The organism is Nonomuraea sp. NPDC049378, from assembly GCF_055586745.1.
In genome coordinates, this window is the sequence record NZ_JBVJHP010000017.1 from 133,311 (window position 1) to 146,508 (window position 13,198).

Below are 13,198 nucleotides of genomic sequence, written 5' to 3' on the forward strand. Positions count from 1 at the left end.
CGGGGAAGCCTACTTCGCCGGTTTGAACGTCGCGCAGAACCCTTCGAAGAAGTCGTAGTCGGACTTCCAGTGGCTGTTCAGGGTGTGCCAGTAGATCGCGTACGCCCGTCCGTTGGTGGTGACGAAGCCCCGGTTGCGCACACGCGTCTTGCCCGTGTTGGTGTTCCAGGTGAAGTCCCAGTCGGCCGCGGCCTTCATGTAGCCGAACTTCGCGGCGTCGACCTTCTTGATGTCGAGCTTCTTGTAGCCACCGAAGTTGTGCTTGAGCTGCGGCTCCTGCTTCTTCCAATCCTTGTACGGGTCACTCCCCGGCTCGGCCGCCTCTTCGATCATCAGGTAGGCGTTGGACGCCGCGCCCGGCCCCTTGAACTTGACCTGCCTGCCGCCGCGGTCCCACACGTCCCAGCCCTTGGGTAACCCGATGGAGAAGCCCAGTTTCTTGTCCTTGTACATCTTCCACCCGTCCGGCAGCGCGTTCGCCGTCTCGGTGGGCTCCGGCTCGGGGGTCGGGCTGTCGCTGGGACTCGGCGAGGGATCACCCGACGGGCTCTCCGACGCGCTCTCCGACGGGGAGGCGCTCGGCGACGCCTGCGTGAGCGTCGCCGGCGCGGAGGAGACCGGCCCGCCCGCCGCCTGGTCGTCGGGGACCGAGTTCAGGCCGAGGTAGCCGCCCACGCCGGCGACGAGAACGACCGCCGCGGCGGCCGCGACGACGATCCCGGCCCGCACCTGGCCCGGCCTGGCCGCGTCCACCGTCGGCTCCGACGCCGGCCGGGGCTCCTCCGTCAGCGGGGAGATCCGGGCGCCGGTCTCAGGGACGGCCTTGGCCGCCGCGGCGGCCGCCAGAGCCGGGTCGGTCGGGGTTTCGTCCACGGCCGGAGCGGGCGCCCGCCGCGGCCTGCTCGCCGACACGGGCGGGAACGGGACCTTGCGCGCCTTGGCCGGTGTGCCGGCCGGAGGGGGCACCTCGAGCGGCTGGGCGGCGGGGAACTGCGCCGTCGGCGGCGGACTCGCCTGCGCGATGGCGGCGCGCAGCAGCCGCTGCGTCTCCTCGTACGTGAGCCGCTGCACCGGCTCCTTCACCAGCAGCCCGCTGATCACTTCGGCGAGCGGGCCGGCGTGCGGCATGGGATCGGGCTCGTCGGTGAGCACGGCGTGCATCGTGGCCAGGGCCATCCCCCGCTCGTGCGGGGAGCGGCCCTCCACGGCCGTGTACAGCGTGGCGCCCAGGGACCACAGATCCGACTCGCGCCGCGCGGGCAGCCCCTTGAGCCGCTCGGGCGCGATGAACGCCGGGGTGCCGGCCAGCCCCGTCACGGTCAGCTGCGTCTCCGTCTCCAGCGTGGCGATGCCGAAGTCGGTCAGCACGACCCTGCCGTCGTCGGCGAGCAGCACGTTCTCCGGCTTGACGTCGCGGTGCAGCACGCCCGCCTCGTGGGCGCGGTGCAGCGCGTCGAGCACGGCCAGGCCGATCTCGGCCACCCGCTTGGGCGGCAGCGGCCCGTCCTGCTTGATCACCGTGCCCAGCGAACGTGACTGGACGAGCTGCATGACGATCCAGGGCCTGTCATCCTCCTCGATCACGTCGTGCACGACGATCACGTTGGGATGCTCGAATCTCGCGGCCGCTCTCGCCTCGCGCATGGTGCGCCGGTTCAGCAACTGCACCTCATCGCCCAGGGCGGCGGCGTACCTGACCTCCTTGACCGCGACCGTGCGGTCGAGGAGCTCGTCGTAGGCACGCCAGACGATGCCCATTCCGCCCCTGCCGATGGGTTCCTGCAGCTGGTAGCGGCCGGCGATGCGGCGTCCGTCCTGCTTGCGATCCGACATCAACGGCCTCAAACCCTCCTCTAGGCCAAGAAATACTCCCATAGGCAGGGATCAACGGCGACTCGCCGGAGGGCCAGTCCGCCATGTGAGAAGCATTGTCCAGCAGGTGGAGACACGGGTGTAAGGTTTCAGACATGACTTGTCGCCACGCGTTTATCGAGCCGGCTCCAGGAGGGCCGGTCGGCGGATAGCGACCACCTGGAGTCGGCAGAGGCAGAGACGCCCCGTCTCTGCCTTTTTGGTTTTCCACGCCGGTTCCGGAGAGCCGGCCCGAGCGAGGGATCGAGATGTCATCGACCTTGGAACGGCACGCGGTGGCGGTGGGCGAGCTGCTCGTGGGCGAGGGGCCCGCCGTGGTGATCGACGGCCGGGTGAGCCTGCGGGAGCGCCACGGGCGGGCGGACGCGTACGAGATGCTGCGCGATAGGGCCGCGCGGTCGGCCCCGCTGCTGGTGGAGCCGCTCTCGGCGGCCGACCTGCCGGCCATCGCCGCGCTCGCCGGCGCGGTGGTGGTGGGATCGTCGTGGACGCGCGACATCCCGCTGGTGCGGGCGGCGGCCGGGCTGGGCCTGCCGGTCGTGGTGGAGCGACGGGCCGCGGGAACTCTGGAGGAGTGGCTGGGGCTGGCCGACTACTGCGCGGCCGAGGGGGGCGGGCAGGTGATCCTCTGCGAGGGGCCTTCGCTGGATCTGGGGTTGATGCGGGCCGCGCGGGTGGCGTCCGGGAGGCCGGTGCTCGCCGACATTTCCCGAGATGTCGGGCTATCTGCCGCAGCGGTCGCGGCCGGCGCCGACGGCCTCCTCCTCCCCGCGCCCTCTCAGCGCGCGGGCAACCCGACAGTCTCATCCGGCAACCGCGCCGACGCTTCCACGCGGCCCGGCGGCGCAGGGGGCGCCGGTTCCCGGAACGGCGGGACGGACTCCGCGGGCGTCCTGGCTCGCGAGTTCGCGGCGGCGGGCGGAGACGCGCTGCCGAAAGTCATGACGGACCCCGGGGCGATCCCCGAAGCCGAGGAGGCGGCGCTGCGGGTGGCCGAAGAGGCCGTGACCGTCGTGGGCGCCCTGCTCCGCCCCGAGGAGCCGGCCACGCTGCCGGAGTGCAGGGACGCGATCGACCGGGTGGACGCCGCACTGGCGACGCTGCTGGAGCGCAGAGCCGCGCTGGCGGGCACCGTCCAGCGGATCAAGCCCGTCGGCGGCTTCGCCGGGCGCGACCTCGACCGGGAGCGCGCCCTCGTGAGACGAATGGCGTCGCGCGCGCCGTCGCTGGGGGAGCCGCGGCTCGCTCCCATCATGAACGCCGTCATCGAGGCGGGCCTCCACCTGGCCGAGGAACGCGCCCGCCGCTGAGCGCGCGGGCGCCGGAGTGACGGGGTCAGGGGGTCGTGACGCGGACGTTGTGCATGGGCCGGCCGGGCCCCTTGGCGATCTGGCGGGTGATGAGGTCGGCGAAGCGGCGGTAGCCGGCGCCCGTCGGGTGGTAGCTGCGGGCGTTGACCGCGAGGTCGCCCATGTCCACGTGCAACCCGTTGAGATACGGCTCGGGCCGCCCCACCTCGTGTCCGGAGAAGGCGTCGTAGGCGTCCACGTACTCCACGCTGCCCGGCGCCTCGAAAGCGGCGAGCATGCGGTCGAAGCCGGCGGCCACCGTGCCCACCGTGTCGTTGAGGCGGCGCGTCATGCTGTTGAGCCACCGCTGGTCCTGCGGGCTGAGGTTGTCGACGGTGCGCACCGGGTTCGCCGGGAACGGCCGCGGGTAGCCGAGGACGATGACGCGGGCTCCCGGCGCGCGTACGCGCAGCTCCCTGAGGACCGTGAGGACGCTGGAGCGCAGTTCGTCGATGCGGCGTCCGACGGCTGCCTCCTGCTCGACGCAGGCCGACGAGCCGGGCAGCTTGACGATGCAGCCCGTGAGCACCTTGGTGAAACCGGCGTCGTTGCCGCCGATGCTGAGCGTCACCAGGCTGGTCTCCGGGCTGACCCGGCTGACCTGGGGTTGCCGGCCGTGCTGGCCCGACAAGAGGTCGGTCGTGGTGGCGCCGCTGCAGGCGAAGAAGGCGGTGCCGCCGCCGAACCGGTAGGCCCTGGCCACGAGCGGCACGTACGAGCCCGTCGCGCGGTGGCAGCGGTCGGCGCCGTCGTTGACCGGCCGCTCGTCCAGGTCGTAGACGCCCTCTCCGGAGGAGTAGGAGTCGCCGAGCGCGACGTACGCGCCGCTCTGCGCCACCTCCACGGGCGTCAGCCGCGTCACCTGCGGCAGCCGGCCGGTCGGCTCCTGGGTGGTGGGGCAACCCGCGTCCAGCATGGCGCAGGCCAGCTTCTCGAAGACGCCCAGCGGCAGGCAGGCCAGGGCCAGCGCGACGCCGAGTGCGGCCGCGGCGACGGTCCGGGCGATCCTCCGTTTCGCCTCGTCCAGCGTGTCCTCCCCGAACGATCACTCCAGCATGCGCCATCGAGCCTACCCAGCCGGTGATCCATCCGGGCGGCCCGCGCGGCCGATATCCTGGCCGGGCGACGCGGTGGCGGGCGATGACCCCGGAGTGTCGGCCGATCCGACTAAAGTCGGATCGCACAACCCGTCGAGGCCAGGAGGCGCCGCTCCATGTCGTCCAGCGACTCGTTCGTCCATCTGCACGTACACACCGAATATTCGATGCTGGACGGGGCCGCCCGCCTCAAGCAGATGTTCAAACAGGTCGGCGAGCTGGGCATGCCGGCGATCGCGATCACCGACCACGGCAACATGCACGGCGCCTACGACTTCTACAAGCAGGCCACCGCCGCCGGCATCAAGCCGGTCATCGGCATCGAGGCCTACGTCGCGCCCGAGCTGCGCCACAACAAGAAGCCCGTGCTGTGGGGCGAGCCGCACCAGAAGAGGGACGACGTCTCGGCGGGCGGCTACTACACCCACATGACGATCTGGGCGCGCAACAAGGCGGGTCTGCACAACCTGATGCGGTTGTCGTCGCGCGCCTACACCGAGGGGTTCGTCCGCAAGTGGGCGCGGATGGACGCCGAGATCCTCGCCGAGCACGCCGACGGCCTGATGGCCACCACGGGCTGCCCGTCGGGCGAGGTGCAGACGCGGCTGCGGCTCGGCCAGTACGACGAGGCGCTCAAGGCGGCCGCGAAGTTCCAGGAGATCTTCGGCAAGGACAACTTCTACCTGGAGATCATGGACCACGGCCTCGACATCGAGCGCCGGGTCCGTGACGGCCTGACCCGGATCAGCAAAGAGCTCGGCATCCCGCCTCTGGTCACCAACGACTCCCACTACACCTACGAGTCCGACTCCGCCTCCCACGACGCCCTGCTGTGCATCCAGACCGGCAAGCAGCTGTCCGACCCCGACCGGTTCCGCTTCGACGGCAGCGGCTACTACATCAAGACCGCCGACGAGATGCGCGCGGTCGACTCCTCCGATCTGTGGGCCGAGGGTTGCCGCAACACGCTGCTGGTCGCCGAGAAGGTCGACCCGACCGGGTTCTTCGAGTTCAAGAACCTCATGCCGACCTACCCCGTCCCTGAGGGGATGACCGAGGAACAGTACTTCCGCCAGGAGGTGTGGAAGGGCCTGGAGCGGCGTTTCCCCGGGGGCGTCGACGAGGAGCACCGCGCCTGGGCCGAGAAAGAGCTGGGCGTCATCATCCAGATGGGGTTCCCGAGCTACTTCCTCGTGGTCGCCGACTTCATCATGTGGGCGAAGAACAACGGCATCCGCGTCGGTCCCGGCCGTGGGTCCGCGGCCGGCTCGCTGGTGGCGTACGCGCTGGGCATCACCGACCTCGACCCCATCCCGCACGGCCTGATCTTCGAGCGGTTCCTCAACCCCGAGCGCGTGTCCATGCCCGACGTCGACATCGACTTCGACGAGCGCAGACGCGGTGACGTGATCCGCTACGTGACCGAGAAGTGGGGCGCCGACAAGGTCGCCATGATCGCCACTTTCGGCACCATCAAGGCGAAGGCCGCCATCAAGGACGCCGGCCGCGTCCTGGGCTACCCCTACGCGCTCGGCGACCGCGTCTCCAAGGCGTTCCCGCCGGCCGTCATGGGCAAGGACATCCCGCTGTCGGGCATCTTCGACAAGGACCACCCGCGCTACGCCGAGGCCGGCGAGTTGCGCAAGCTCTACGAGGAGGACGTCGACGTCAAGGCGACGATGGACCTCGGCAAGGGCCTGGAGGGCCTGATCCGGCAGACCGGCGTGCACGCCGCCGGCGTGATCATGTCGGCCGAGGTGCTGACCGACTACATCCCGATCATGCGCCGTGACTCCGACGGCGCGATCATCACGCAGTTCGACTATCCGACCTGCGAGACGCTCGGCCTGCTGAAGATGGACTTCCTGGGCCTGCGCAACCTGACGATCATCGACGACTGCCTGAAGATGATCGAGTCGACCAGCGGCGAGAAGATCGACCTGCTCGAGCTGCCCCTCGACGACCGCAAGGCCTACGAACTCCTGGCGCGGGGCGACACGCTGGGCATCTTCCAGCTCGACGGCGGCGGCATGCGCTCGCTGATGCGGCTCATGCGCCCCGACAACTTCGAGGACATCTCCGCCGCCCTCGCGCTCTACCGGCCCGGCCCGATGGGCGCCAACTCCCACACCAACTACGCGCTGCGCAAGAACGGCCAGCAGGAGATCACCCCGATCCATCCCGAGCTCGAAGAGCCGCTGAAGGAGATCCTCGACACGACCTACGGCCTGATCGTCTATCAGGAGCAGGTCATGGCCATCGCCCAGAAGGTCGCCAACTACTCGCTGGGCGGCGCCGACCTGCTGCGGCGGGCGATGGGCAAGAAGAAGAAGGCCGAGCTGGACAAGCAGTTCGTGACCTTCGAGAAGGGCATGCAGGACAACGGTTTCTCCGCCGCGGCCATCAAGGCGCTCTGGGACATCCTGCTGCCGTTCTCCGACTACGCCTTCAACAAGGCCCACACCGCCGGCTACGGCCTCGTCGCCTACTGGACCGCCTACCTCAAGGCCAACTACCCCGCCGCCTACATGGCCGCGCTGCTGTCCTCGGTGAAGGACGACAAGGACAAGTCGGCCCTCTACCTCAACGAGTGCCGTCGCATGGGCATCAAGGTGTTCCCGCCGGACGTCAACGACTCCGACTTCGACTTCACCCCGCGCGGCACCGACATCCGTTTCGGTCTGTCGGCCATCCGCAACGTCGGCGCCAACGTCGTCGACGGCATCATCATCGCCCGCAGGGAGAAGGGCCGCTTCGCGGACTTCAAAGACTTCCTGCGCAAGGTGCCGGCCATCGTCTGCAACAAGCGGGTCATCGAATCGCTGATCAAGGCGGGAGCGTTCGACTCGCTCGGCCACGTGCGCAAGGGCCTGGTCATGGTGCACGAACAATCCGTCGACGCGATCATCGACATCAAGAAGAACGAAGCCATCGGCCAGGACTCCCTGTTCGGGGCGATCGAGGGCGGCGAGGACCAGACCTTCGACGTGCAGATCCCGCTGGGGGAGTGGGACAAGACCACGCTCCTGCAGTTCGAACGCGAGATGCTCGGCCTCTACGTGTCCGACCACCCGCTGTTCGGCGTCGAGCACATCCTCGCGGCGGGAGCCGACTGCTCGATCGCCGCCGTCCAGGACGAAAGCCGCTCCGACGGGCAGGTGGTGACCGTGGGCGGCATCCTGAGCGGGGTGCAGCGCAAGGTCACCAAGAAGGGCGACACCTGGGTGCTGACCCAGCTGGAGGACCTCGCGGGCTCAATCGAGGTGATGATCTTCCCGTCGGCCTACCAGCTCTGCTCGACGATCCTGGCCGAGGACGCCATCGTGTTCGTCAAGGGGCGCATCGACAAGCGCGAGGACGTCGCGAAGATCATCGCCATGGAGGTGACGGCCCCCGACCTGAGCCAGGAGGCGGGCGGGCCGCTGCTGGTGAGCCTGCCCCTGACCCGCTGCACACCCCCGGTGGTGGGGAGGCTGAAGGAGATCCTGACGACGCATCCGGGCACGTCCGAGGTGCACCTGCAGGTGCACAACGGGCCCAGGACGACGGTGATGCGCGTCGACGACCGCCTCCGCGTGACGCCGTCCCCCGCCCTGATGGGCGACCTGAAGGAGCTGCTCGGCCCGGCCTGCCTGGGCGCCTGACAGATCTTTCTCTTTACGGCTTTTACGGCTTCGCGCGGGAGGGCCCACCCGGCGCACGCGGCCGGGCCCCGTCCAGGGTGACGCTCACCGGGTGTGCGTGGCGGGCCGCCGTGACGCGCGCCCCGCGGGCCGTCCGTGTGCGCCACGGGTCGGCCCGGCCCGCATGGCCGGTCGGGCGGCGCACAGGGCGTCCTTACGGGGATCAGGCGGGACGGTGGCGGCCCCCGGACGGGGTGGTGACGGAACCGGCACGTCAGCAGCGGGGTGGGCCCGCGTCCTTGAGGTGGAGGGCGAGGCGGGTCCGGTCGGGAAGGCCGAACTTCCGGAGCAGGCTCGAGACATGATTCTTCACCGTGCCTTCCGCGACCAGCAGGCAGGCCGCGATCTCCCGGTTCGAGGCCCCCGCGGCGAGCAGCCTGGCCACCTGCGCCTCTCTGGACGACAAGCGCTCCGCACCGCGGAGCACGGCCGGCGGCGCCGACGTGCGGCGGATCTCGGCCACCAGCCGCGCGGCCACCGTCGACGCGAGCACCGTCTCGCCGCGGCCGGCCCGGCGTATGGCGTCGACGAGGTCCTCGGGCGTGCAGTCCTTCAGGAGGTAGCCGACGGCCCCGCCGCGCAGCGCGCCGAAGATGTAGTCGTCCTCGTCGAACGTGCTCAGCACGATCGAGGCCACACGGGGGTGCCGGGTCGCCAGCCGGGTGATGAGCTCGACGCCGTCCATCCTGGGCATCCTGGCGTCGACCAGTGCCACGTCAGGGCGGCACGTCCCGGCGACCCGCAGGGCGTCCTCTCCGTCGGCGGCCTCCCCGACGACCTCGATGCCGTTCTCGATCTCCAGCATCTTCCGCAGCCCCTGCCGGATCAGCTCCTGGTCGTCGGCCAGCAGCACCCTGATCACGTTCATGGCACGGCCGCCGTGACCCGGGCGGGCAGCTCCGCGCGCACCTCGAAGCCCCCGCCCGGCCGGTCGCCCGCGGTCAGGGTGCCGCCCACGGCGTGGGCACGTCCGGTGAGGGAGAGCAGGCCGAAAGCGTCGCGCGCCTCCCGTCCGCGGCCTGCGCCGTCGTCGGCCACCGTCAGCACGACGCGGTCGCCGTCGCAGGCGAGCGTGCCGCGCACATGGCGGGCACCCGCGTGCCGGACTGCGTTGGTCAGCCCTTCCTGCAGCACGCGGTAGAGCACCAGCTCCACGTCGGGTTCGAGGGCCGGCTCGTCCCCGACGACCTCGAAGGACACTGCGAGGCCGGTGCCGTCGAACGAGGCCGCCAGCCGTTCGAGGGCCGTGCTGCTGACGTGACCGTCGAGCGCCAGTGGCCGCAGCGCGCGAACCCAGCGGCGGGCGTCGGCCAGCGCCGTCACGGTCAGCGCCTTCGCCTGGCTCACCTCGTGCCAGGCCTCCTCGGGACGGTGGATGCGGAATCGCTCGGCGTTCTCCAGACCCATCTTGATCACCGTCAGATGGTGGCCGATGGAGTCGTGCATCTCCGCGCCCATCCGCGCGCGTTCCTGGGCCACGGTCAGCTCCCTGACCCTGGCCGCCAGCCGCTGCGCTTCCGTCCGCCTGCGCCGCGCCTCCAGCACGGCCGACGCCATGCCGAGAACGAAGGAGGCGAACACGACAATAGTGACGGTCTGCACGGCGGCGTCGAACACGCCACGCTCGAACACCGTCACGACGGAGGCGAACAGGGCCAAGCAGAGGCAGCCGACGATGACGGCCGCTGTCCGCATGCCGAAGACGAACGCCACGTTGGCGACGGCTATGAGCGTCAGCAACTGATGCACTTCGGCCGAGCCTGCCGGGCCGAGCGTGAAGGTCGCCGGCAGGAACACCACCGCCGCGACCCGCCCCCACCGGCCGGTACGCCACGCCTGCCCGCCGAACCGCCGTCTCCCGTCGCGCCGGATCGTTGCGCCGGGGTTCGGGGTGATGTCGGGCCGGGATGGTGCGTCAGGGTTTGGTCTGCTGCCTGGCCGGAAGGTTGTGCCAGAACGTGGTCTGCCGCCGGGCGGCGAGGTTGCGTCGGTACATGGCCTGCTGCCGGGCGGCGAGGTTGTGCCGGAACGTGGTCTGCCGCCGGGCCGGGATGCCGCGCTGCAGCTCGGCCCGCCGTCGCGTCGCCAGGGGAGGAGCGGCCACAGCACGGCGACGAGTGCCAGGTTGAGCACGAACACCACGGACCAGGACTCCCCGTTGTAGAACACGTGGGCGATCCCGGTGGCCGCGAGCACCACCCAGAACACGACGTTGAACAGGATCGGCCGGTCGGGGTCACGCAGCCAGACCAGGGGACGCAGCATGCCGACGACCCTAGTTTTCCGCGGCGGCCCTGTGATCCTCCCTGAGGGCCATGCCGATGGTCATGGTGGAATCAACCCACGGCCCGATGTGCCGGCACCGCCCGGTTACTTAACGTTGCGGCCTATGAAAGTCACCCACCCCGTCTGGGCCGTGCTGATCACCTGCGTCGCCATGTTCACGCAGATCCTCCTCGGCGCCGGGCCCGCCATGCTGCTGCTCGACTCCGGCGATGCCCTCTACCGCCCGCTCGGCATGATCGGCATCACACTGGCCTCGCTCGGGCTCGTCCATGTGATCCGCCGGCTCGGCCGCCAGACCTGGCATGGCGTGGGGCTCACGAGATCCTGGAGGGCCGTGCCGCACCTGCTGCTGGGGGTCCTCGCCGGCGGGGCCGCGGTGGCCGCGGCCGGCGTGCTGGCGGTGACGGTCGGCGCGGCCACCTGGGTTTCCTCGGAAAGGGCCGGTGCCGACCTGTCCCTCCTGCCGCTCTCCATCGCCTTCGCCCTGCTCAGCCAGGCGTTTCCCGAGGAGTTGTTGTGGCGCGGCCACCTCTACGACACGTTGTCCGCGCGGATGTCCCCGAGAGCCGTGCTGATCGTGGTGTCGGTGGGCTTCGGTTTACTGCACATCGTCTCGCAGAGCGCGGCCGACACGGTCGCCGAGCGCCTGCTCTACGTGCTCCAGGCAGTCGGTCTCGGCTTCGCCTGCGCGGCGGCACGGTGGCGCACCGGAGCGGTGTGGATGGCGGTCGGCGTGCACACCGGACTTCACGTCGGCCACCTCCTGGTTCCCGTCCTGCCCGTGCACTTCGGTGTGCACGTCGTCATCCTGGCCTGCACGCTCACCGTCACCGCGCTGCTCATCATGGCTGGGCGGCGGCCGACAACCACCGGTGCGGGCAGTGGGCAGACCTTGCCGTCGCCCTCGCACGGCCGGTGAGGCAGGATCGCAGGGTGAGCGAACTGCACTACCTGACCGCGACCGAGCTGGCACACCTGATCAGGACCAGGCAGGTGAGCGCCGTGGAGGTCCTCCAGGCCTGCCTCGACCGCATCGAGCAGGTCAACCCGCACGTCAACGCCATCGTCACCCTGGTCGCGGAGCAGGCGATCGGGGCGGCCAAGGCGGCCGACGCGGCCGAGCCGAAGGGCCCGCTGCACGGGTTGCCCGTCGCGCACAAGGACCTCGTCGACACCGCGGGCATCCGCACCACCTACGGCTCGCCGTTGTTCGCCGACCACGTGCCGGCCGCGGACGACCTGGTCGTCGAGCGGCTGCGCGCCGCCGGTGCCATCACCGTCGGCAAGACCAACACCCCCGAGTTCGGCACCGGCTCTCACACCGTCAACGAGGTGTTCGGCGCCACCAGGAACCCCTACGACCTGTCCAAGTCCGCCGGAGGCAGCAGCGGTGGGGCCGCCGCCGCCCTGGCCACCGGCATGGTTCCGCTGGCCGACGGGTCCGACATGGGCGGCTCGCTGCGCAACCCCGCCTCGTTCTGCAACGTCGTCGGCCTGCGTCCCACCCCCGGCCGGGTGCCCGCCGTGTCCGACACCGCCGCCTGGTACACGCTGTCCGTCCAGGGGCCCATGGCCAGGACGGTCGACGACCTCACGCTGATGTTCTCGGCCATCGCCGGGTTCGACCGCCGTTCCCCCTACTCGATCAGGGAGGTCTTCGCTCCGGAGCCGGAGGAGGGCGTGGCGGGCCTGCGGGTGGCGTGGAGCCCCGACCTGGGTGGATTGCCGGTCGACCCGCGCACGGCGGCGGTGACCGCGACGGCCCCGGCCGTGTTCGAGCGGCTGGGAGCCAGGGTCGAGGAGGTGGAGCTCGACCTCTCCGGCGCGGAGGAGGCGTTCAGAACCTACCGGGCGTGGAACTACGCGCTGTCCTTCGGCGACCTCAGCGGCCTCGGGCCCAACACCGCCTGGAACGTCGAGCGGGGCCGTGAGGTCACCGGGGCCGCCCTGGCGACGGCCGAGCGTGCCCGCAGCCGCCTCTACCAGCGCATGGCCGCCTTCTTCGACACCTACGACGTGCTGATCGCGCCGGTCAGCCAGGTGCCGCCGTTCCCCGTCGAGCAGCCCCATGTCAGCGAGATCAACGGCGAGCGGCTTCCCGACTATCTCGCGTGGATGCGCTCCGCCTACTGGATCAGCGTCCTTCATGCGCCGGCGGCGTCCGTGCCGGCCGGGTTCACGGCGGACGGCCTGCCGGTGGGGGTGCAGATCGTGGCACGGCCGTTCGAGGACGCCCGGGTCCTGCGCGTCGCCCGCGCGTTCGAGCGGGCCACCGGCCACGGCCGGCGCCGCCCCCCGCTCTGAGGGCGGGCTTGGCATCGGCCGGTGCTGTCCGCCGTGGTGACGGGTTCCCGCGACGGCCTGGCCGCCGTTGCGGGGGTGACCGGTGCCCGCCGGTCTCAGGGCAGGTCGCCGTACGGGTGCCGCAGCGGCGACTCCTGGTATCCGTGCATGCCCTCCAGCAGCCCGAACAGCCCCACCGCGAGCAGCGGCCAGGACACGAGCACTCCAGGGGCGGTCAGCTCCAGCGCCCCAGGGACGACTTTGGCATCGGGCAACACGGCGGCCTCGACCATGACGGCTCCGATGGTGAACGTCGACCCTGCCCACAACGTCAGCAGCGCTCCCAGCACCCCACCCGCGCCGAGCCCGAGCAGCACCGGCAGCATGAATCTGCGGGCCGCGAACCATGCCACCCCGCCGCAGAGCAGCCCCAGCCCGCCCGTGATGACCGCGAACCAGCCGTCCGCCGCGATCAGGGCCTGCGTGGACGGATCGGCCAGCACGGATTCGCCACCCTCCGTGACGGTGTACGGGGCCCGCGGGGAAACGCCTGACCAGAGCAGCCCCGCGGCCACCCCGAGAGCAGCGAGTGTGAGGACAGTTACCGCAAAAGCGCGTACTTCCCTCG

General features: G+C 70.7%; 9 protein-coding genes. 4 read left to right on the forward strand and 5 right to left on the reverse strand.

Going from position 1 to position 13,198, the window contains the following annotated elements; all coding sequences use genetic code 11:
• Positions 1–9 precede the first annotated feature (9 nt).
• Entirely contained in the window at positions 10–1,833 is a 1,824-nt protein-coding gene (locus ACZ6SA_RS33430; protein WP_347642768.1) for a serine/threonine-protein kinase, read from the reverse strand.
• A gap of 287 nt (positions 1,834–2,120) precedes the next feature.
• Between ACZ6SA_RS33430 and ACZ6SA_RS33435 the strand changes: the two genes are divergently transcribed.
• Positions 2,121–3,182, forward strand: coding sequence for a chorismate mutase (locus ACZ6SA_RS33435; RefSeq protein WP_465832700.1), 1,062 nt, complete (start codon positions 2,121–2,123; stop codon positions 3,180–3,182).
• Between the two features lie 25 nt (positions 3,183–3,207).
• Here ACZ6SA_RS33435 and ACZ6SA_RS33440 read toward each other — a convergent pair whose 3' ends face one another.
• A complete protein-coding gene (locus ACZ6SA_RS33440) occupies positions 3,208–4,137 on the reverse strand; it encodes an SGNH/GDSL hydrolase family protein (protein ID WP_347642770.1) in 930 nt (309 codons plus the stop codon).
• Positions 4,138–4,434: 297 nt separating this feature from the next.
• On the opposite strand from ACZ6SA_RS33440, the gene dnaE reads away from it, so the two are divergent.
• Entirely contained in the window at positions 4,435–7,962 is a 3,528-nt protein-coding gene (gene dnaE / locus ACZ6SA_RS33445; protein WP_443151736.1) for a DNA polymerase III subunit alpha, read from the forward strand.
• 253 nt (positions 7,963–8,215) lie between these two features.
• On the opposite strand, the gene ACZ6SA_RS33450 is transcribed toward dnaE, so the two are convergent.
• Positions 8,216–8,869, reverse strand: coding sequence for a response regulator transcription factor (locus tag ACZ6SA_RS33450; RefSeq protein WP_347642772.1), 654 nt, complete (start codon positions 8,867–8,869; stop codon positions 8,216–8,218).
• Positions 8,866–10,266, reverse strand: a complete 1,401-nt coding sequence (locus tag ACZ6SA_RS33455) for a histidine kinase (RefSeq protein ID WP_465832703.1) — start codon at positions 10,264–10,266, stop codon at positions 8,866–8,868. The genes ACZ6SA_RS33450 and ACZ6SA_RS33455 overlap by 4 nt, the downstream gene beginning before the upstream one ends.
• A 124-nt stretch (positions 10,267–10,390) precedes the next feature.
• Here ACZ6SA_RS33455 and ACZ6SA_RS33460 point away from each other — a divergent pair, with 124 nt between their 5' ends.
• A complete protein-coding gene (locus tag ACZ6SA_RS33460; protein WP_347642774.1) occupies positions 10,391–11,206 on the forward strand; it encodes a CPBP family intramembrane glutamic endopeptidase in 816 nt (271 codons plus the stop codon).
• 14 nt (positions 11,207–11,220) lie between these two features.
• Positions 11,221–12,591: an amidase gene (locus ACZ6SA_RS33465; RefSeq protein WP_347642775.1), complete on the forward strand. Its 1,371-nt coding sequence runs from the start codon at positions 11,221–11,223 to the stop codon at positions 12,589–12,591.
• A 95-nt stretch (positions 12,592–12,686) separates the two neighbouring features.
• Here the strand turns inward: ACZ6SA_RS33465 and ACZ6SA_RS33470 are convergent, their stop codons facing one another.
• The gene (locus ACZ6SA_RS33470) at positions 12,687–13,073 is read right to left on the reverse strand and encodes a hypothetical protein (RefSeq protein WP_347642776.1); all 387 of its coding nucleotides are present in this window, start codon (positions 13,071–13,073) and stop codon (positions 12,687–12,689) included.
• Between the last annotated feature and the right edge of the window lie 125 nt (positions 13,074–13,198).

Bases quoted from the DNA above. Each gene is read 5' to 3' on its own strand.
- ACZ6SA_RS33455 (WP_465832703.1), bottom strand. From the start codon at position 10,266: ATGCTGCGTCCCCTGGTCTGGCTGCGTGACCCCGACCGGCCGATCCTG.
- ACZ6SA_RS33460 (WP_347642774.1), top strand. From the start codon at position 10,391: ATGAAAGTCACCCACCCCGTCTGGGCCGTGCTGATCACCTGCGTCGCC.
- dnaE (WP_443151736.1), top strand. From the start codon at position 4,435: ATGTCGTCCAGCGACTCGTTCGTCCATCTGCACGTACACACCGAATAT.
- ACZ6SA_RS33450 (WP_347642772.1), bottom strand. From the start codon at position 8,869: ATGAACGTGATCAGGGTGCTGCTGGCCGACGACCAGGAGCTGATCCGG.
- ACZ6SA_RS33435 (WP_465832700.1), top strand. From the start codon at position 2,121: ATGTCATCGACCTTGGAACGGCACGCGGTGGCGGTGGGCGAGCTGCTC.
- ACZ6SA_RS33440 (WP_347642770.1), bottom strand. From the start codon at position 4,137: ATGCTGGACGCGGGTTGCCCCACCACCCAGGAGCCGACCGGCCGGCTG.
- ACZ6SA_RS33430 (WP_347642768.1), bottom strand. From the start codon at position 1,833: ATGTCGGATCGCAAGCAGGACGGACGCCGCATCGCCGGCCGCTACCAG.